Below are 18,765 nucleotides of genomic sequence, written 5' to 3' on the forward strand. Positions count from 1 at the left end.
CCTCGCCAGGTCGGGGAGGTGGCGGGGTCGAGGCCCGGCGGAAGGCACCACACCGGCGAAGTGGTGTCGATCAAGGGCCCGGATCCGGGCCGGATCCGGCCTCACGTGCGCCGACAGCGGGTGCGACGCCGGCTCACGGTCCGGATGGTGTTACCGTGGAATCCCGTGGATCGCGTGATCACTCTGCTGATCGGCACGGCGGTTCGCACGACCGCTACGGACGACACGGGAGCAGGCCTTGGCCCCTACAGCACGGACGACCAGGCACATTTTCGTCACCGGGGGCGTCGCCTCCTCGCTGGGTAAGGGCCTCACCGCCTCCAGCCTCGGGAGTCTGCTGACCGCGCGCGGACTGCGCGTGGTGATGCAGAAGCTCGACCCGTACCTGAACGTCGACCCCGGGACGATGAACCCGTTCCAGCACGGCGAGGTCTTCGTCACCGAGGACGGTGCCGAGACCGACCTCGACGTCGGGCACTACGAGCGGTTCCTCGACCGGGACCTCTCCGGCAAGGCGAACGTCACCACCGGCCAGATCTACTCGGCGGTGATCGCCAAGGAGCGGCGGGGGGAATACCTCGGCGACACGGTGCAGGTCATCCCGCACATCACCAACGAGATCAAGGCCCGCATCCGCGGCATGGCCGACCCGGACGCCGACGGCCAGGTACCCGACGTGGTGATCACCGAGGTCGGCGGCACCGTCGGCGACATCGAGTCGCTGCCGTTCCTGGAGTCGATCCGGCAGATCCGCCACGACCTGGGCCGGGACAACTGCTTCTACCTGCACGTGTCGCTGGTGCCGTACCTGGCGCCGTCGGGCGAGCTGAAGACCAAGCCGACCCAGCACTCGGTGGCGCAGCTGCGCAGCATCGGCATCCAGCCCGACGCGCTGGTCCTGCGCTGCGACCGGGAGATCCCGGACAAGGTCAAGGAGAAGCTGTCGCTGTACTGCGACGTCGACCGGGAGGCGGTCACCGCCGCCCCGGACGCGCCGAGCATCTACGACATCCCGAAGGTGCTGCACCGGGAGGGCCTCGACGCCTACGTGGTGCGCCGGCTCGGCCTGTCGTTCCGCGACGTGGACTGGACCCGCTGGGACGACCTGCTGGAGCGGGTTCACCAGCCCCGGCACACGATCACCGTCGCGCTGGTCGGCAAGTACGTCGACCTGCCCGACGCGTACCTGTCGGTGAGCGAGGCGATCCGGGCGGCCGGGTTCGGCCACCGCGCCCGGGTGCAGCTCAAGTGGGTGCCCAGCGACGACTGCGTGACCCCGGCGGGCGCCGCCGCCGCGCTGTCCGGCGTCGACGGCATCGTGATCCCCGGCGGTTTCGGCGTCCGCGGCATCGAGGGCAAGGTCGGCACCGCCCGGTACGCGCGGGAGAACGGCATCCCGCTGCTGGGCCTCTGCCTCGGCCTGCAGTGCATGACCATCGAGGTGGCCCGCCACCTGGCCAACCTCGACGGGGCGAACTCGCTGGAGTTCGACGAGGAGGCCGTGCACCCGGTCATCGCCACCATGGCCGACCAGGAGGACATCGTCGCCGGGCGCGGCGACCTGGGCGGCACCATGCGGCTCGGGGCGTACCCGGCGAAGCTGGCGGAGGGCTCGATCGTCGCCGAGGCGTACGGCAGCACCGAGGTCAGCGAGCGGCACCGGCACCGGTACGAGGTGAACAACGCCTACCGGGACCAGCTCACCAAGGCCGGGCTGACCATCTCCGGCACCTCGCCGGACGGGCGGCTGGTCGAGTTCGTCGAGCTGGACCGCAACCTGCACCCGTTCTTCGTGGCCACCCAGGCGCACCCGGAGCTCAAGAGCCGTCCCACCCGGCCGCACCCGCTGTTCGCCGCGTTCGTCGGCGCCGCCGTGGCGTACTCGCAGGCCGACCAGCTGCCGGTGGACCTGGACGGCGCGGCGAAGAAGGCCGGCCGCGGCGGTGGCGCGAAGGCGTCCGCGAAGTGAGCGGGGCGGCGGCGTGAGCGGCGTCGAGCACCGGTACGAGGTGACCGGCCGCCGCCAGATCTGGTCCGGCCGGATCTTCTCGGTGGTCAGCGACGACGTCACCATGCCCGGCGGCGGCAGCGCGACCCGCGACTACGTGCGGCACGTCGGCGCGGTCGCCGTGGTGGCGCTCGACGACGCCGGTCAGGTGGTGCTGATCCGCCAGTACCGGCACCCGGTCGGCCGGCACCTGTGGGAGCTGCCCGCCGGGTTGATGGACGTCGGCGGCGAGGACCTGGCCGCCGCCGCGCTGCGGGAGCTGGCCGAGGAGGCGGACCTGACCGCGGGCCGCGTCGACGTGCTCGTCGACCTGCACAGCTCGCCCGGTTTCACCGACGAGGTGGTGCGGGTCTTCCTGGCCCGCGACCTGGCCGACGTGCCGGCCGACCAGCGGCACGACCGGCACGACGAGGAGGCCGACCTCCAGGTGGTCCGCGTGGACCTGGACGAGGCGGTGCGGATGGTGCTGGCCGGCGAGATCACCAACGCGTCCTGCGTGGCCGGGCTGCTCGCCGCCGCCCGCGCCCGGGACACCGGCTTCAGCGAGCTGCGCCGCCCGGAGGCGCCGCTGCCGCGCTGATCCGGGACGGACGACGAAGGGGCCGCGCGGTGCGACGCACCGTGCGGCCCCTTCCGTGTGCCTGCGCTCAGTCGCGCAGCGGGCGGCCCTGTCCGTCGACGCCACCGTTGACCAGGATCAGGATGCCGTCGATGGTGCCCCAGAGCGCGCCGAAGCCACAGGTCACGACGCTCACCACGAGCTGGAGGACGCCGGTCTTGGTGTCGCCCATGTAGAACCGCCCGGCGCCGAAGAAGCCGAGCAGGATGCCGAGAATGCCCGCGACGACCTTGCTCTTGTCCGAGACGCCCTGCGGGTACTGCTGATAAGGAGTGGTCATGAGCGGACACAATAGTGATCGGTTCACATCCTGTCGGCCTCGCCACCCAGCCGGTGGGAAGATGTCATCGAACTTTGTCCTCTCGGCGGATGGCGTCTCCACCGGGCAGTCCGAGGCATGCCTGACACACCGTCAGGACCAGCGGGCACCGGATGTCACAGTGTCGCCGTCCGTGGGCTTCCCACGGGCCTAGACTGCCGCCGGCGGGACAGGAGGACCGCGCCGGCAACGGAGCCGGCGCGGCCGCGCAGTCGGGGGTGAGCCGCCCCGGAGGAAGGTGTCTGCATCGTGAAGGTCGGAATCCCCCGCGAGGTCAAGAACCACGAGTACCGGGTGGCGATCACGCCCGCCGGCGTCAACGAGTTCACCCGCCACGGCCACGAGGTCTTCGTGGAGGCAGGCGCCGGAGTCGGCTCCAGCATCACCGACGACGAGTTCGCCGCCGCCGGCGCGAAGATCCTGGCCACCGCCGACGAGGTGTGGGACACCGCCGATCTGGTGCTGAAGGTCAAGGAGCCGATCGCCGAGGAGTACCACCGGATGCGCGAGGGGCAGGTGCTGTTCACCTACCTGCACCTGGCCGCGTCCCGTGAGTGCACCGACGCGCTGGTCGACCGGAAGGTCACCGGCATCGCGTACGAGACGGTCGAGCTGCCCGACCGCTCGCTGCCGCTGCTGGCCCCGATGTCCGAGGTGGCCGGCCGCCTCGCCCCGCAGGTGGGCGCCTTCTACATGATGCGTACCGGCGGTGGGCGGGGCGTGCTGCCCGGCGGCGTCTCCGGCGTGTACGCCGCGAAGACCGTGGTCATCGGCGCGGGCGTGTCCGGCCTGAACGCCGCCGCCATCGCGCTCGGCCTGCAGTCCGAGGTGCTGCTGCTCGACAAGAACGTGGCCCGGCTGCGCTCCGCCGACGCCATCTACCGGGGCCACCTGCAGACCGTCGCCTCCAACGCGTACGAGATCGAGCGGGCCGTGCTCGACGCGGACCTGGTCATCGGCGCGGTGCTGGTGCCCGGCGCGAAGGCCCCGAAGCTCATCTCCAACGAGCTGGTCTCCCGGATGAAGCCGGGCAGCGTGCTCGTCGACATCGCCATCGACCAGGGCGGCTGCTTCGAGGACTCGCGCCCGACCACGCACGCCGACCCGACCTACAAGGTCCACGACTCGATCTTCTACTGCGTGGCGAACATGCCCGGCGCGGTGCCGAACACCAGTACCTACGCGCTGACGAACGTCACCCTGCCGTACGCCCTCGAACTGGCGAACCAGGGCTGGCAGCAGGCGCTGCGCAACGACCCGGCGTTGGCCCTGGGCCTGAACACCCACGCCGGCAGGGTCGTCTACGGCCCGGTCGCCGAGGCGCACGGCATGGACGTGCTGCCGCTGGACGAGGTGCTGAGCTGACCGACGCCGCCGTGCGCGCGGCCGGCGCGGAACCCGCGCCGGCCCTGCGCCGTGCGGTCCGGACCTATCTGGACCACCTCACCGTCGAACGCGGGCTGTCCGCGAACACGCTCGCCTCGTACCGCCGGGACCTGGACCGCTACCTCGCCACCCTGGCCGCCGCCGGGGTGGACGACCTGGCCGCCGCCGGACCCGCGCAGGTCGAGGCCCACCTGGCCCGGCTGCGTGCCGGCGACGACGACCACCCGCCGCTCGCCGTCTCCTCCGCCGCACGCGCGGCCAGCGCGGTACGCGGCCTGCACCGCTTCGCGCTGCGCGAGGGACTGGCCGGCGCCGACCCCAGCCGCGACGTCCGCCCGCCCGCGCCGCCGCGCCGGCTGCCCCGCGCGCTGCCCGTCGACGCGGTCCTGCGGCTGCTGGAGGCCGCCGACCTGCCCGGCGCCACCGGCGACGCCGCCGCCCGCGCGCTGCGCGACCGGGCGCTGCTGGAATTCCTGTACGGCACCGGCGCGCGCATCTCCGAGGCGGTCGGCGCGGCCGTCGACGACCTCGACCTGGACGCCGGCGCCGTGCTGCTGCGCGGCAAGGGCGGCCGGACCCGGCTGGTCCCGGTCGGCGGGTACGCGGCCGACGCGCTGCGCGCCTGGCTGGTCCGGGGCCGCCCGGCGCTGCTCGCCGCCGGGCGCGGCACCCACGCGGTGTTCGTCAACGCGCATGGCGGCCCGCTCACCCGGCAGGGTGCCTGGGCGGTGCTGCGTACCGCCGCCGCCCGGGCCGGCCTGCCGGTCGACGGTCCCGACGCGGTCTCGCCGCACACGCTGCGCCACTCGTACGCCACCCACCTGCTCGACGGCGGCGCGGACGTACGCGTGGTGCAGGAACTCCTCGGTCACGCGTCGGTGACCACCACCCAGGTCTACACGCTGGTGACTGTGGAGCGGCTGCGCGAGGTGTACGCGACAGCGCATCCGCGCGCCCGCTGAGCGCAGCGGGCGCGCGCGAGCCGCGCCCGCTGCTGACGGGCGGCCGACACGCCGACCCGCTACCGAACGCGCTGCTGGCCGGTGGCGTACAGTCGGCATCGGCGCGGGCCTCCAGGTGCGACGGACCGGGGGTGCGCAGCGGCGCCGCGAGGGACGTCGGACGGCTCCGACGCCGGGTGGTCGTCGGGAGGGGGCAACGAGGACATGGCAGGAAACGGTGACCGTGCCGAGACCTGGACGTCGGAGCTCCGTGAGCAGCAGGCGACGCTCGGCGCCGATCTCGGCCCCGCCGACCCGGCCGCGTACACCATGCGCAAGCCGATCCCCGAACCCATGCCGACCGACCGGCACGGCCCCGCGCGGATCATCGCGATGGCCAACCAGAAGGGCGGCGTCGGCAAGACCACGACGACCATCAACCTGGGCGCGGCCCTGGCCGAGTACGGCCGCAAGGTGCTGCTCGTCGACTTCGACCCGCAGGGTGCCCTCTCCGTCGGGCTGGGCGTCAACCCGCACAACCTGGACCTGTCGGTCTACAACCTGCTGATGCAGGACGACGTCACCGCCGAGGACGTCCTCATCAAGACCGACGTGGCCGGGCTGCACCTGCTGCCGGCGAACATCGACCTCTCCGCCGCCGAGATCCAGCTCGTCAACGAGGTCGCCCGGGAGATGGCCCTGGCGCGGGTGCTGCGCACCATCCGCAAGGAGTACGACTTCATCCTGATCGACTGCCAGCCCTCGCTGGGCCTGCTGGCGATCAACGCGCTCACCGTCGCGCACGGCGTGCTCATCCCGCTGGAGTGCGAGTTCTTCAGCCTGCGCGGTGTGGCGCTGCTGCTGGACACCATCGACAAGGTGCGCGAGCGGCTCAACTTCGACCTGGAACTCGAAGGCATCCTCGCCACCATGTACGACAGCCGCACCACCCACTGCCGCCAGGTGCTGCAGCGGGTGGTCGAGGCGTTCGGCGACAAGGTCTACCAGACCGTCATCACCAAGACGGTGAAGTTCCCCGAGTCCACGGTGGCCGGTGCCCCGATCACCACCCTCGACCCGGCCTCCTCCGGCGCGCGCAACTACCGGCAGCTCGCCCGGGAGGTCATCGCCGCCCAGGCGGACCGGTAGGGCGCACGCCGGCCGCCCGCCGCGTCGTCTACGGTTTCCCGGTGACCGCACCGCCCCTCGACCCGCCGCACGGCCCCGGCGACCCCGCCGTCGCCGCGGAGCTGGCCGCCGAGGTCGACGGTGTGGTGCCCGCCGACCCGGGCACCGGCGAACAGGCGAGTGGCTTCACCGTCCGGCTGGACAACTTCACCGGCCCGTTCGACCTGCTGCTCCAGCTGATCAGCAAGCACAAGCTGGACGTCACCGAGGTCGCGCTGCACAAGGTGACCGACGAGTTCATCGCGTACCTGCGCGCCCTGGGCGACCAGTGGGACCTGGACGAGACGAGCGAGTTCCTGCTCGTCGCCGCCACGCTGCTCGACCTGAAGGCGGCCCGGCTGCTGCCCTCGGCCGAGGTCGAGGACGAGGAGGACCTGGCGCTGCTGGAGGCGCGGGACCTGCTGTTCGCCCGGCTCCTGCAGTACAAGGCGTACAAGGAGGCCGCCGCGCACATCGCCGAGCTGGAGGCGGTCGGCGGCCGGCGCTACCCGCGGGCGGTCACCCTCGAACCGCGGTACGCCGAGGCGCTGCCCGACCTGGTGCTCGGCATCGGTCCGGAGCGGCTGCGTACGCTCGCGGTCAGGGCGATGAGCCCGAAGCCGGTGCCCGAGGTCTCGATCGCGCACGTGCACATGGTCCGGGTCAGCGTCCGGGAACACGCCGGCATCATCGCCGACCGGCTGCGCCGCGCCGGGGTCGCCACGTTCTCGCTGCTCTGCGCCGACTGCGAGATGACGCTCGAGGTGGTGGCCCGGTTCCTGGCGCTGCTGGAGCTGTACCGGCAGGGCCTCGTGGCGTTCGTGCAGGAGCAGGCGCTGGAGGAACTGACAGTCCGCTGGACCGGCCCGGCCGACGGCGAGGCCGAGCTGACAGTCGACGAGTACGCCGGCAGCCCCGAACCCACGACCACGTCCGTCCCCGCCGCCCCGGCCGACGCCGCTGCTCCGGCCGGCGACTCGGCCGCGGTGGCCGGCGACCCTGCCGCGGTGGCCGGCGATGCCGCCGAATCCGCCGGCGCCGCGGTGCCGAGCGGCGTCGCCGCAGATGCCGCATCCGACGCCGCCGTGCCCGCCGAGGCGGCGGGCGAACCCGCACCGACGCAGGAGTGAACGGATGAGCGACGAGGAACGCCGCGACTCCCTGGCCGACCAGGCCGCCGCATGGGTGCCCCCGTGGGAGCGCCCCGCCCCGCCCAAGCCCGCCCCGGACGACTCCGACTCGCCCGCCGAGCACCCGGACCCCGACATCACGGACACCGCGTCGGAGTCCTCCGCAGATCTTGGAAGCGAAGGGCCCCCAGAGGGGCCATTTCCTTCCAAGATCGCCACGATCGGGACGGATCTTGGCACGGGGGCGCCCCTCGGAGGGCGGGACCGTACCAAGATCTCGGGGGAGAGCGGGGCCGGGGACGACGCCGCCATGACCGCGCGGGACGCGGGGCAGCAGGCGGGTGCTGACGGCGTACCCGCTAAGCGGGTACGGCGGCGAGCCGTGCCGGAACCGGTGCCCGCGCCGGTCCTGGACGACGCGGAGCTGCGCGCCGCCCTGGAGGCGATCCTGCTCGTGGTGGACCAGCCGGTCAGCGAGCTGGTGCTGGCCGAGGTCCTCGAACAGGCCCCCGAGCGGGTCGGCGCGATGCTCGACGAGATCGCTGCCGGGTACACCGCGGCCGGGCACGGGTTCGACCTGCGCCGGGCGGCGGGTGGCTGGCGTCTCTACACCCGGCCGGAATACGCGACGTACGTGGAGCGGTTCGTACTGGACGGGCAGTCCGTGCGGCTGACCCAGGCCGCGCTGGAGACCCTCGCCGTGGTCGCCTACCGGCAGCCGGTGACCCGTTCGCGCATCTCGGCCATCCGGGGTGTCAACTGCGACGGGGTGCTCCGTACCCTGGTGGGTCGCGGCCTGGTCGAGGAGTGCGGCACCGAAGCGGACAGCGGGGCCTACCTCTACCGGACCACCACCATGTTCCTGGAGAAGCTGGGGCTGAACTCGGTGGACGACCTGCCGCCGCTCGCCCCGTTCCTTCCCGACGACGTAGAAGAGCTTGCCGATGCGACGCGATGACCGTGCCCCGAAGCCCGACGCCCCCGTGTACGAGGGCGCCGAGCGCCTCCAGAAGGTGCTCGCCGCCGCGGGGGTGGGTTCCCGGCGCGCCTGCGAAGACCTGATCTTCCGGCGCCGGGTCACCGTGAACGGGCGGGTGGCGCAGCTCGGCGACAAGGCCGACCCGACCCGCGACGTGATCGTCGTCGACGGGGAGCGGCTCCAGGCCGACGTCCGCCTGGTCTACGTGGCGATGAACAAGCCGCGTGGAGTGGTCACCACGATGGCCGACGAGAAGGGCCGCACCGAGCTCGCCGACTTCATCGGCGCGCGACTGGAGCAGCGGGTCTACCACGTCGGGCGGCTGGACGCCGACAGCGAGGGCCTGCTCCTGCTCACAAACGACGGCACCCTGGCCCACAAGCTCATGCACCCGTCGTACGAGGTGCTCAAGACCTACCTCGCCGAGGTGGCCGGGCCGATCCCGCGCAACCTGGGCAAGCGGCTGACCGCCGGCATCGAGCTGGAGGACGGGCCGGTGAAGGTCGACGGGTTCAAGCTGGTCGACACGCTCGGTAAATCCGCCCAGGTGGAGCTGACCCTGCACGAGGGGCGCAAGCACATCGTCCGGCGCCTGATGGCCGAGGTGGGACACCCGGTGTCCCGTCTGATCCGTACCTCGATCGGGCCGATCAAGCTCGGCGACCTGCGCACCGGGCGGATGCGGCGGCTCACGAACGCGGAGGTCGCCGCCCTGTTCAAGGCGGTGGGTGACTGACCCGCCGATCCGGGTACCGCTCCCGGTAGGCTTCGACGCGGTCCGCGGCCCGGCACACATGCCGGCCCGGCGGGACGCCCGCGCGGCGCGGGCAGAATTGACGACAGAACCATCCGCTCAACGGCGCCGGACATATCGGGCGACCTGCGAGGTACGGGCTGAGGAGGACAACGGTGGAGGAAAACGTACCGGCCGGGCGATGCGTGGTCGCTGTGGACGGGCCGTCCGGTTCGGGGAAGTCCACCGTGTCGCGGCGACTGGCGACGGGCCTCGGCGCCCGCTACCTCGACACCGGCGCCATGTACCGGGCGCTGACCTGGGCGGTCCTGCGCTCCGGCGTGGAACTCACCGACGCCGAGTCGGTGGCCAAGGTCGCCGCTGAGGCCGACCTCCGCATCGGCACCGACCCCCAGGGGTACGCCGTGACAGTCGACGGCACCGACGTGTCCACCGCCATCCGCGGCGTCGAGGTGACCGGAGCCGTCTCCGCTGTGGCCGCCGTCGCCGCCGTACGCGAGCTGCTGGTGGACCGGCAGCGGCGGGTGATCGCCGACGCGGGCCGCATCGTTGTCGAAGGCCGGGACATCGGCTCGGTGGTCGCGCCGGACGCGGACCTGAAGGTGTACCTGACCGCCTCCGAGGCGGCGCGCGCGAAGCGGCGCAGCGCCGAGGACGCCGCCGACGTCGCAGCGACCGCCGCCGACCTGGCCCGCCGGGACCGGCTCGACTCGACCCGCAAGGTCAACCCGCTGCAGCAGGCCCCCGACGCGGTGGTGCTGGACACCACCGAGCTGGGCATCGACGAGGTCGTGGCCCGCTTGCGCGAGATGCTCACCGAGCGGGGTGTCGCGTGAGCGAGGATTTCGAAGGCTGGGTGGAGTTGCGCGAGCCGGAGGCCGACTCCGGTGAGCCGACCGGCCCGCAGCCCGTGGTGGCAGTGGTCGGCCGTCCCAACGTCGGCAAGTCCACGCTGGTGAACCGCATCATCGGCCGCCGGCAGGCGGTCGTGGAGGACATCCCCGGCGTGACCCGGGACCGGGTGCCCTACGACGCACAGTGGAACGGCCGGGCGTTCACGGTGGTGGACACCGGCGGCTGGGAACCCGACGCCAAGGACCGCGCCGCGGCCATCGCCGCCCAGGCCGAGATCGCGGTGGTCACCGCCGACGTGGTGCTGTTCGTGGTGGACGCCATGGTCGGCTCGACCGACGTGGACGAGGCCGCGGTGAAGATGCTGCGCCGCAGCGCGAAGCCGGTCATCCTGGTCGCGAACAAGGCCGACAACACCACCATCGAGATGGAGGCGACCGCGCTGTGGTCGCTCGGCCTCGGTGAGCCGTTCCCGGTCTCGGCGCTGCACGGTCGAGGCTCCGGCGACCTGCTCGACGCCATCCTGGACGCGCTGCCCGAGGCGCCGAAGATCGTGGAGAACCGGCCGCGCGGTCCGCGCCGGGTGGCACTGGTCGGCCGTCCCAACGTCGGCAAGTCCAGCCTGCTCAACCGCTTCTCCGGCGAGGAGCGGGCGGTGGTCGACTCGGTGGCCGGCACCACTGTCGACCCGGTCGACAGCCTGGTCGAGATCGGCGGCGAGACGTGGCAGCTGGTCGACACCGCCGGCCTGCGCAAACGGGTCGGCAAGGCCAGCGGCACCGAGTACTACGCCAGCCTGCGCACCGCCTCGGCGATCGAGGCGGCCGAGGTCGCCGTGGTGCTGATCGACTCCAGCGAGGTGATCAGCGAGCAGGACCAGCGGATCCTCACCATGGTCGTCGAGTCCGGCCGGGCGCTGGTAATCGCCTTCAACAAGTGGGACCTGGTCGACGGTGACCGCCGCTACTACCTGGACAAGGAGATCGACCGGGAGCTGCGGCGCATCCCCTGGGCGATCCGACTCAACCTGTCCGCGAAGACCGGCCGCGCGGTCGACAAGCTCGCGCCCGCGCTGCGGAAGGCACTGGCGAGCTGGGAGACGCGCATCCCCACCGCGCAGCTCAACCAGTGGCTCACCGCGCTGGTCCAGGCCACCCCGCACCCGGTACGCGGTGGACGCGCGCCACGCATCCTGTTCGCCACCCAGGCCGGGGCGGCGCCGCCGCGGTTCGTGCTGTTCACCACCGGCCCGCTCGACGCGGGGTATCAGCGCTTCGTCGAGCGCAAGCTCCGCGAGGAGTTCGGTTTCGAGGGCAGCCCGATCGAGATCTCGGTACGCCCGCGCAAGAAGCTCGGCCCGGGCGGCCGGGGCAAGGCCCACGGCTGAGGCCCTGCTTGCCGCGTTGTTGTCGCGCCCACCCTCCTAGGATGCTCTAGGGGGTGTGGCGCGCGGCGCGGGAGGGGCCTCTGCGCACGGTGCGAAGATCCTGCGCTAAGCTGTACCGGCCGCCGCGGGGGAGACCTGGCGGGGGCATCGGGACGTGGCGCAGCTTGGTAGCGCACTTGACTGGGGGTCAAGGGGTCGTCGGTTCGAATCCGGCCGTCCCGACAAAGAAAAAGCCCTGACCAGTGAGAATGCTGGTCAGGGCTTTGAACTTCTTCTATGGAGATTTGAACCGCCCCCCGAAAACCCCCGTTTACGCGGTGCGGCCCAGCGCCGCCGGCAGGGCGGCGCCCAGTTCAGCACCACGCGCGTGCCGGGCCGGACCCGGTCGACGCCGGGGCCGACCTCGATCACCTCGCCCGCCGCCGCGGGCCCGAGCACCAGCAGGTACGGCGGCGCGACCGTGCCGTTGACCATGGACAGGTCCGAGTGGCAGACCCCGGCGGCCCGCACCCGTACCCGCACCCGTACCTCACCCGGCCCGGGGTCCGGCAGCTCCACCTCCTCCACCGTCAGCGGCTGGTCCACGCCGTGGGCGAGCAGCGGGATCGCCTTGGGCTGGAGGAATTCGTCGAGCCCGTAGCGACCCAGTTCCCGGCCGGGGTCGGACTGCTTGTAGTCACCGAACGGGGCGAGCGGGTTGAACGGCGCGCCGTTGATGCTCACGGCTCCGGTGCGGATCCGCCGGGCGACCCGCACCGCCCGCTGCTCGTCGGCGGACCGGACAGCGCCGGCCAGGCCGTACCGGGAGCCGTTCGCGACGGCCACCGCTGCGCTGCAAGTTTTTTTGCCCTAGTGCCCCGGATCGGCTGGCGGGAGGGGTGGTAGCGGCCCGACGTGCTCCTCGTAGGTGCGGGCGAGCCCCTGGATGAGCGCGTCGAGGCCGAGCGCGAAGGCGCCCTCGTCCACCCGTTGCTGATGTTCGGCGAGCCGGTGCGCCTGGGCCAGGTGCGGGTACCGCTCCCCGTACAACCCGGGGTCCTCGACGAAGCCACGGGCGAACGATCCGAGCGCGGAGCCCGCCACGAAGTAGCGCATCAGCGCGCCGATGTGCGTCGCGCGCGCGGGCGGCCAGCCGGCAGCGACGAGCCCGCCGTAGACCGCGTCGGCCATCGCCAGCGCCGCCGGCCGCCGGCCCGGCCCGCGGGCCAGGTACGGCACGATGTTCGGGTGCGCGGCCAGCGCCGCCCGATACGAGTGCCCCCACCGGCGCAGCGCCTCGCGCCAGTCGAGGTGCCCGAAGAAGGAGACGTCCACCTGGGCGGTGACGCTGTCGGCCACCGCGTCGAGAATGTCGTCCTTGGTGGCGAAGTGGTTGTAGAGCGAGGGCCCGCGTACGCCGAGTTCGGCAGCGAGCCGGCGGGTGGAGAACGCCTCCAGCCCGTCCGCGTCGATCAGCGCGGCGGCGGCATCGACGATCCGCTGCCGGCTGAGCAGCGCCTGCCTCGGCCGGGGCATCCGCGCCTCCCTCGCTCACTCGTCGGTCCGCGGCAACTCTGCCACAGCCGGGTCTGGACGTATTTAAACTTGCAGCGCTAGTTTATGCCGCATGGACCTTCAGCTCTCCGCGGAGCAGGCGGCGGTTCGTCAGCTCGCCGCCGAGTTCGTCGACCGTGAGGTTGTCCCGCACGCCGCGGCCTGGGATCGGCGCGAGTCGGTCGACCCGGAGATCGTGGACAAGCTCGGTCGGCTGGGCTTCCTCGGGCTGACCATCCCCGAGGAAGACGGCGGGTCCGGCGGCGACCACCTCTCCTACTGCCTGGTGCTGGAGGAGCTCGGCCGGGGCGACTCCGCCGTCCGGGGCATCGTCTCGGTGTCGCTCGGCCTGGTCGCCAAGGCCATCGCCGCGTACGGGTCCGCCGCGCAGCGGGCCGAGTGGCTGCCCCGGCTCTGCGCCGGCACCGCGCTCGGCTGCTTCGCCCTGACCGAACCGGACAGCGGCTCGGACGCGGCCGCGCTGACCACCCGGGCGACCCGCGACGGCGGCGACTGGCTGATCACCGGCGCGAAGACGTTCATCACCAACGGCACCGTGGCCGACGTGGTCCTGCTCTTCGCCCGCACCGGCGGGCCCGGACACCGGGGCATCAGCGCGTTCCTGGTGCCCACCAACGTCGCCGGGCTCACCCGGAGGGAGATCCACGGCAAGCTCGGGCTGCGCGGGCAGGCAACCGGTGAGCTGCGCTTCGACGCCGTCCGGGTGCCCGACTCCGCGCGCCTCGGCCCGGCCGACGGCGGGTTCCGGCTGGCCCTGGCCACCCTGGCCAAGGGCCGGATGTCGGTGGCCGCCGGCTGCGTCGGCATCGCCCAGGGCTGCCTCGACGCGGCGGTCGGCTACGCCGGGCAGCGCACCCAGTTCGGCAAGCCGATCGCCGGGCACCAGCTGGTGCAGCAGTTGCTCGCCGCCATCGCCGTGGACACCGCCGCCGCCCGGCTGCTGGTGTGGCGGGTGGCCGACCTCGTGGACCGGGGCGAGGCGTTCGCCACCGAGGCCTCGATGGCCAAGCTCTTCGCCAGCGAGGCAGCAGTCCGGGCGGCCAACAACGCCGTCCAGGTCTTCGGCGGGTACGGCTACATCGACGAGTACCCGGTCGGCAAGTACCTGCGCGACGCCCGGGTCGCCACCCTCTACGAGGGCACCAGCCAGATCCAGCAGCTGCTCATCGGACGCGCGCTCACCGGCGTCAACGCCTTCTAGCAAAGGGGAGAACCGTGACCAGATTCGCCGACCGGGTGGCCGTCGTCACCGGCGCCGGGCAGGGCATCGGCGCGGCGACCGCGCACCGGCTGGCCGCCGAGGGCGCCGCCGTCGCCGTGGTCGACCTCGACGAGGAGCGCAGCCGGGCGGTCGCCGACGAGATCACCGCGGCCGGCGGCCGGGCCGTCGGCATCGGCTGCGACGTGACCGACCCCGCGGCGGTGGCCGCGATGACCGACCGGGTGGTGCAGGCGTACGGCGGGTTGCACGTGCTGGTGAACAACGCCGGCATCACCCGCGACGACCTGCTGTTCAAGATGCCCCTGCCACACTGGGAGGCGGTGCTGACCACCAACCTGACCAGCATGTTCCTCTGCTGCCAGGCCGCCCAACAGCACATGGTCGCGGCCCGCTACGGCCGGATCGTCAACCTCAGCAGCCGCTCCGCCCTCGGCAACCGGGGCCAGGTCAACTACGCGGCGGCCAAGGCGGGGGTGCAGGGCCTGACGGCCACCCTCGCCATCGAACTCGGCCCGTACGACGTCACGGTCAACGCCGTCGCCCCGGGCTACGTGGCCACCGCGATGACCGCCGCCACCGCGCAGCGGGTCGGCAGCAGCCCGGAGGAGCATCAGCGGACGGTCGCCGAGCACACCCCGCTGCGCCGGGTCGCCCAGCCGACCGAGATCGCTTCGGTGATCGCCTTCCTGGCCAGCGACGACGCGTCGTACGTCAGCGGGCAGACCCTGTACGTCAACGGCGGCGCGCGCTGAGGCGCGCCGGCGGACCAGCACCCGGAGGGGACATGGACTTCGCGCTTTCCGACACCGAGCGGGCGATCCGCGACACCGCCCGCGACTTCATCACCAGGGAGGTCATGCCGCTGGAGCAGGAGCTGCTGAGGCGGGAACGGGCGCACCGGCCCGGACTGGAGCACAGCGAGCTGCGCGAGTTGCAGCTCAAGGCGCGCAAGTTCGGGTTCTGGGGGCTGGCCACCCCGGAGGAGTACGGCGGCATGGACCTGCCGGCCGTCACCCAGTCCCTGATCTGGACCGAACTCGGCCGCTCGTTCGTGCCGTTCCGGTTCGGCGGCGAGGCGGACAACATCCTGTTCCACGCCAATGACGAGCAGAAGCGCGAGTACCTGGTCCCGACCATCGAGGGGGAGCGGCGCAGCTGCTTCGCGATCACCGAGCCCGGCGCCGGCTCCGACGCGGCCAACATCAAGCTCAGCGCCCGCCGTGACGGCGACGACTGGATCCTCAACGGCGAGAAGACCTTCATCACCGGCGGCCACGACGCCGACTTCGCCATCGTGATCGCGGTGACCGACCGGGAGAAGGGCGCCCGCCACGGCGGCGCGACCGCGTTCCTGGTGGACCGGTCGATGGGCTGGCGCTCGGAGTTCATCCAGACGATGGGCGAGGGTGGCCCCGCCTCGCTGGTCTTCGACGACGTCCGGGTGCCCGGGCGCAACATCCTCGGCGAGCCCGGGCAGGGCTTCAGCCTCGGCATGGAGTGGATCGGCAAGGGCCGCTACATCATCCCGTCGCACGCCGTCGGCATCGCCGAGCGGGCGTTGTCGATGGCCATCGACTACGCCAACACCCGGGAGACCTTCGGCGCGAAGATCGGCACCAACCAGGCCATCCAGTGGATGATCGCCGACTCGGAGACCGAGCTGGAGGCGGCCCGCTGGCTCATCCTGCGCGCCGCCTGGACCGTCGAGCAGGGCATGGACCCGCGACACGCCTCCTCGATGGCGAAGCTTTACGGCGCGGGCATGGTCAATCGGGTGGTCGACCGCGTCCTGCAGATCCACGGCGGCATGGGCTACACCCGCGAGCTGCCGATCGAGCGCTGGTACCGGCAGGTCCGGCTCTACCGGATCTTCGAGGGCACCGACGAGATGCAGCGACTGATCATCTCCCGCGACCTGCTGCGCGGCTACACGAAGCTGGGAGGGCACCTGGCATGAGGGTCTTCGCGTCCATCGAGGAGTTGGCCGAGGCGACCGGCGAGACCCTGGGCCCCGGCCCCTGGTTCCGGATCGACCAGCAACGGGTCGACCGGTTCGCCGACGCCACCGACGACCGCCAGTGGATCCACATCGACCCGCGACGGGCCGCGGCCGGCCCGTTCGGCGGCACCATCGCGCACGGCTACCTCACGTTGTCCCTGCTGCCGGCGCTGGCCGGTGGCCTTTACCGGGTCGAGGGGGTGGCCATGGGGGTCAACTACGGCCTCAACCGGGTGCGCTTCCCGGCCCCGCTCCGGGTCGGCAGCGCGGTCCGCGCCACCGCGACCCTGGCCGAGGTGTCACCCGTGGACGGCGGCGTGCAGGTGGTCACCGCGGTCACCGTGGAGAGCGACGCCGGCGGCAAGCCGGTCTGCGTCGCCGAGACGGTCAGCCGTCTGGTGCGGGGCGTGGCCCGATGACCGCGCTGTCGCTGGCCATGGTGCTGGCCGAGTCCGCCCGCCGGCACGCCGACACCGTCGCCGTGGTCGACGGCGACACCCGGGTGACGTACGCCGAGCTGTGGCTGGAGGCGCGCAGCTACGCCGCCGGGCTGCGCGAGCGGGGGGTCGGCCCCGGCGACAAGGTGGCCCTGCTGGCCCCGAACGTGGTGGACTTCCCCCGGGTCTACTACGGGGCCCTCGCCGCCGGCGCGGTGCTCGTCCCGGTGCACCTGCTGCTGACCGTGGACGAAGCGGCGCACGTGCTGACCGACAGCGGCACGAAGCTGCTGGTGTGCCACAGCTCCCAGCTCGCCCTGGGCGCCGCCGCCGCGGCGGCGGCCGGCGTGCCGCTGGTGACCGTCGGGCCGGCGGCCGCCGGCGCGGTCGCGCCCCGCCTGGAGGAGCTGAGCCACCCGCTGCCACCGCTGCCGTCGTACGTCACCCGGTCGGCGGAGGACCCGGCGGTGGTGCTCTACACCAGCGGCACCACCGGGGTGCCCAAGGGCGCCGTGCTCACCCACCTCAACCTGGTCATGAACGCCACCGTGAACGTCTTCGACGCCAACGACGCGCGCAGGACGGACGTAGTGCTCGGCTGCCTGCCGCTGTTCCACAGCTTCGGCCAGACGGTGGCGATGAACGGCACCTTCCGGATCGGCGCGACGCTGGTGCTGCTGAGCCGGTTCACCGGGCCGGCCGCCATCGACCTGATGTTGCGTGAGGGGGTGGACGTCTTTCACGGCGTGCCCACCATGTACGTGGCGCTGCTCGACGCCGCCCGGGACCGGGACGACCTGCCTCGGCTGCGGCTCTGCGTCTCCGGCGGGGCGTCGCTGCCGGTGGCCGTGCTGGAACGGTTCCACGCCGCCTTCCAGACGACGGTCTTCGAGGGGTACGGGCTCTCCGAGACCTCACCCACCGCCACCACCAACCAGCCGCACTTCGGCACCCGCGCCGGGACCATCGGGCACCCGGTCTGGGGCGTGGAGGTGGAGATCGCCCGCGCGGAGGTGGACGAGCGGATCGAGCTGCTGCCGACCGGAGAGCTCGGCGAGATCGTCATCCGGGGGCACAACGTCTTCGCCGGTTACCTGGGGCGGCCCGAGGCGACCGCGGAGGCGGTGGTGGACGGCTGGTTCCGTAGCGGTGACCTGGGACGCAAGGACGCCGACGGGTTCATCACCATCATCGACCGGAAGAAGGACATGATCATCCGGGGTGGCTTCAACGTCTACCCACGCGAGGTGGAGGAGGTCCTTGCCCGGCACCCGGCGGTCGGCCAGGTGGCGGTGATCGGGGTGCCCGACCCGCGTCACGGCGAGGAGGTCTGCGCGGTGGTGGTGGCGGACCCGGCCGGACCGGGCCTGCCCGACGAGCAGGAGATGATCGACTGGTCGCGGGAGCATCTGGGCCGGCACAAGTACCCGCGGCAGATCCGGTATGTCGACGACCTGCCGCTCGGGCCGAGCCACAAGGTGCTCAAGCGGGAACTGCGTCGCCGGATGGCCCCGCCCGACTGACCACCGCCCGCCGTCCACTGCCACCCGCCCGGGCCGCGGCCCTCGTCGCGCTCACCGCGCGTCGAGGGCCGCTTCCTCCGGCTGTCGCGCCGGCGAGCGTCGCCCGTCGTCGTGCTCGGCGGGCGGCCCCGGCGGTGGCGTCGAATACTGAGCCGATGGCCAACCCCGACCTCGATCCGAGGTGTGCCCGCCGATCGGCCCGCGTGTGGACGTGCCGGACGACCCCGGCGCACTCCTCCCGGACACCCCCGGGTGACGATCGTGCTGACCGAGGACGGGCTGCCGCAAGTCCGGTCGGTACACGATCTGGTGCTCGGCTGCCGCCTCCAGGCGGCTGCTGTCGGGGTGGACGTAGACCCGCTTGGCGAGCTGCCGCCGTCGGCGTGACCGCCCCAGGCCACCAGCACGACTCGGGGTAACCCGGCGCCGGCGAGGTAGGTCAGGGAGGCTCGGAGACAACGTCAAGCGCCCGCAGGGCCGTTGACCGG

The 18,765-nt window shown here is 72.6% G+C and carries 19 protein-coding genes, 1 tRNA gene and 1 pseudogene; 17 read left to right on the plus strand and 4 right to left on the minus strand.

The genetic code is table 11. The annotated features are described in order from the left end of the window. The first annotated feature begins 238 nt into the window (after positions 1–238). Positions 239–1,969 carry a CTP synthase gene (locus IRY44_RS08285; protein ID WP_194799859.1) on the plus strand — a complete coding sequence of 577 codons (1,731 nt, stop codon included), beginning with the start codon at positions 239–241 and terminating at the stop codon, positions 1,967–1,969. 13 nt (positions 1,970–1,982) lie between these two features. Then, positions 1,983–2,588: an NUDIX hydrolase gene (locus IRY44_RS08290; protein WP_194799860.1), complete on the plus strand. Its 606-nt coding sequence runs from the start codon at positions 1,983–1,985 to the stop codon at positions 2,586–2,588. Positions 2,589–2,655: 67 nt separating this feature from the next. Here the strand turns inward: IRY44_RS08290 and IRY44_RS08295 are convergent, their stop codons facing one another. Further along, complete coding sequence (locus IRY44_RS08295; protein WP_370584891.1) at positions 2,656–3,009, minus strand: TM2 domain-containing protein; 354 nt, start codon at positions 3,007–3,009, stop codon at positions 2,656–2,658. Between the two features lie 186 nt (positions 3,010–3,195). Between IRY44_RS08295 and ald the strand changes: the two genes are divergently transcribed. From ald to IRY44_RS08340, 9 genes are all read left to right on the plus strand, one after another. Beyond that, the gene (gene ald / locus IRY44_RS08300) at positions 3,196–4,311 is read left to right on the plus strand and encodes an alanine dehydrogenase (RefSeq protein ID WP_194799862.1); all 1,116 of its coding nucleotides are present in this window, start codon (positions 3,196–3,198) and stop codon (positions 4,309–4,311) included. Between the two features lie 11 nt (positions 4,312–4,322). Beyond that, on the plus strand, positions 4,323–5,294 hold the full coding sequence (locus IRY44_RS08305; RefSeq protein ID WP_194799863.1) for a site-specific tyrosine recombinase XerD: 972 nt from the start codon (positions 4,323–4,325) through the stop codon (positions 5,292–5,294). Between the two features lie 204 nt (positions 5,295–5,498). Then, positions 5,499–6,422, plus strand: coding sequence for a ParA family protein (locus tag IRY44_RS08310; protein ID WP_013285595.1), 924 nt, complete (start codon positions 5,499–5,501; stop codon positions 6,420–6,422). 41 nt (positions 6,423–6,463) lie between these two features. Continuing rightward, positions 6,464–7,570, plus strand: a complete 1,107-nt coding sequence (locus IRY44_RS08315; protein WP_194799864.1) for a ScpA family protein — start codon at positions 6,464–6,466, stop codon at positions 7,568–7,570. A 4-nt stretch (positions 7,571–7,574) separates the two neighbouring features. After that, a complete protein-coding gene (gene scpB, locus IRY44_RS08320) occupies positions 7,575–8,528 on the plus strand; it encodes an SMC-Scp complex subunit ScpB (RefSeq protein WP_194799865.1) in 954 nt (317 codons plus the stop codon). Further along, positions 8,515–9,285, plus strand: a complete 771-nt coding sequence (locus tag IRY44_RS08325; protein ID WP_194799866.1) for a pseudouridine synthase — start codon at positions 8,515–8,517, stop codon at positions 9,283–9,285. Before scpB ends, IRY44_RS08325 begins: the two co-directional genes overlap by 14 nt. 173 nt (positions 9,286–9,458) lie before the next feature. Continuing rightward, positions 9,459–10,139: a (d)CMP kinase gene (gene cmk / locus IRY44_RS08330; protein WP_194799867.1), complete on the plus strand. Its 681-nt coding sequence runs from the start codon at positions 9,459–9,461 to the stop codon at positions 10,137–10,139. Continuing rightward, positions 10,136–11,542 carry a ribosome biogenesis GTPase Der gene (der, locus tag IRY44_RS08335; RefSeq protein ID WP_370584894.1) on the plus strand — a complete coding sequence of 469 codons (1,407 nt, stop codon included), beginning with the start codon at positions 10,136–10,138 and terminating at the stop codon, positions 11,540–11,542. The genes cmk and der overlap by 4 nt, the downstream gene beginning before the upstream one ends. 148 nt (positions 11,543–11,690) lie before the next feature. Next, positions 11,691–11,764: transfer RNA gene (locus IRY44_RS08340), tRNA-Pro, on the plus strand. 33 nt (positions 11,765–11,797) lie between these two features. Here the strand turns inward: IRY44_RS08340 and IRY44_RS30630 are convergent. The 3 genes and pseudogenes from IRY44_RS30630 to IRY44_RS08350 all read right to left on the minus strand — a co-directional run bounded on the left by IRY44_RS30630 (position 11,798) and on the right by IRY44_RS08350 (position 13,057). Next, entirely contained in the window at positions 11,798–12,127 is a 330-nt protein-coding gene (locus IRY44_RS30630) for an alcohol dehydrogenase catalytic domain-containing protein (protein ID WP_370584908.1), read from the minus strand. Between the two features lie 18 nt (positions 12,128–12,145). Beyond that, positions 12,146–12,370 (minus strand): annotated as a pseudogene (locus IRY44_RS30635) (aldehyde dehydrogenase family protein); the annotation flags it as partial. Between the two features lie 21 nt (positions 12,371–12,391). After that, positions 12,392–13,057, minus strand: coding sequence for a TetR/AcrR family transcriptional regulator (locus IRY44_RS08350; protein WP_194799869.1), 666 nt, complete (start codon positions 13,055–13,057; stop codon positions 12,392–12,394). A gap of 91 nt (positions 13,058–13,148) precedes the next feature. Between IRY44_RS08350 and IRY44_RS08355 the strand changes: the two genes are divergently transcribed. The 6 genes from IRY44_RS08355 (at position 13,149) to IRY44_RS31000 (ending at position 18,664) form a co-directional block, all read left to right on the plus strand. Beyond that, complete coding sequence (locus IRY44_RS08355; RefSeq protein WP_194799870.1) at positions 13,149–14,297, plus strand: acyl-CoA dehydrogenase family protein; 1,149 nt, start codon at positions 13,149–13,151, stop codon at positions 14,295–14,297. Between the two features lie 14 nt (positions 14,298–14,311). Continuing rightward, positions 14,312–15,070, plus strand: coding sequence for an SDR family NAD(P)-dependent oxidoreductase (locus IRY44_RS08360; protein WP_194799871.1), 759 nt, complete (start codon positions 14,312–14,314; stop codon positions 15,068–15,070). Positions 15,071–15,102: 32 nt separating this feature from the next. After that, positions 15,103–16,275 (plus strand): acyl-CoA dehydrogenase family protein, encoded by a 1,173-nt coding sequence (locus tag IRY44_RS08365; protein ID WP_116507000.1) that lies wholly within the window; start codon positions 15,103–15,105, stop codon positions 16,273–16,275. Then, positions 16,272–16,736, plus strand: coding sequence for a MaoC family dehydratase (locus tag IRY44_RS08370; RefSeq protein ID WP_194799872.1), 465 nt, complete (start codon positions 16,272–16,274; stop codon positions 16,734–16,736). Before IRY44_RS08365 ends, IRY44_RS08370 begins: the two co-directional genes overlap by 4 nt. Beyond that, positions 16,733–18,277 carry a long-chain fatty acid--CoA ligase gene (locus IRY44_RS08375; protein ID WP_194799873.1) on the plus strand — a complete coding sequence of 515 codons (1,545 nt, stop codon included), beginning with the start codon at positions 16,733–16,735 and terminating at the stop codon, positions 18,275–18,277. The genes IRY44_RS08370 and IRY44_RS08375 overlap by 4 nt, the downstream gene beginning before the upstream one ends. A 252-nt stretch (positions 18,278–18,529) precedes the next feature. Then, positions 18,530–18,664, plus strand: a complete 135-nt coding sequence (locus IRY44_RS31000; protein ID WP_255533003.1) for a hypothetical protein — start codon at positions 18,530–18,532, stop codon at positions 18,662–18,664. The last annotated feature ends 101 nt before the right edge of the window (positions 18,665–18,765 follow it).

It is taken from the genome of Micromonospora sp. ANENR4, from assembly GCF_015354395.1.
Lineage (GTDB): Bacteria > Actinomycetota > Actinomycetes > Mycobacteriales > Micromonosporaceae > Micromonospora > Micromonospora aurantiaca.

Coding starts and splice junctions, on each gene's coding strand:
- IRY44_RS08325 (WP_194799866.1), top strand. CDS start 8,515: ATGCGACGCGATGACCGTGCCCCGAAGCCCGACGCCCCCGTGTACGAG.
- IRY44_RS08355 (WP_194799870.1), top strand. CDS start 13,149: ATGGACCTTCAGCTCTCCGCGGAGCAGGCGGCGGTTCGTCAGCTCGCC.
- IRY44_RS08350 (WP_194799869.1), bottom strand. CDS start 13,057: ATGCCCCGGCCGAGGCAGGCGCTGCTCAGCCGGCAGCGGATCGTCGAT.
- scpB (WP_194799865.1), top strand. CDS start 7,575: ATGAGCGACGAGGAACGCCGCGACTCCCTGGCCGACCAGGCCGCCGCA.
- IRY44_RS08375 (WP_194799873.1), top strand. CDS start 16,733: ATGACCGCGCTGTCGCTGGCCATGGTGCTGGCCGAGTCCGCCCGCCGG.
- IRY44_RS08365 (WP_116507000.1), top strand. CDS start 15,103: ATGGACTTCGCGCTTTCCGACACCGAGCGGGCGATCCGCGACACCGCC.
- IRY44_RS08310 (WP_013285595.1), top strand. CDS start 5,499: ATGGCAGGAAACGGTGACCGTGCCGAGACCTGGACGTCGGAGCTCCGT.
- IRY44_RS08370 (WP_194799872.1), top strand. CDS start 16,272: ATGAGGGTCTTCGCGTCCATCGAGGAGTTGGCCGAGGCGACCGGCGAG.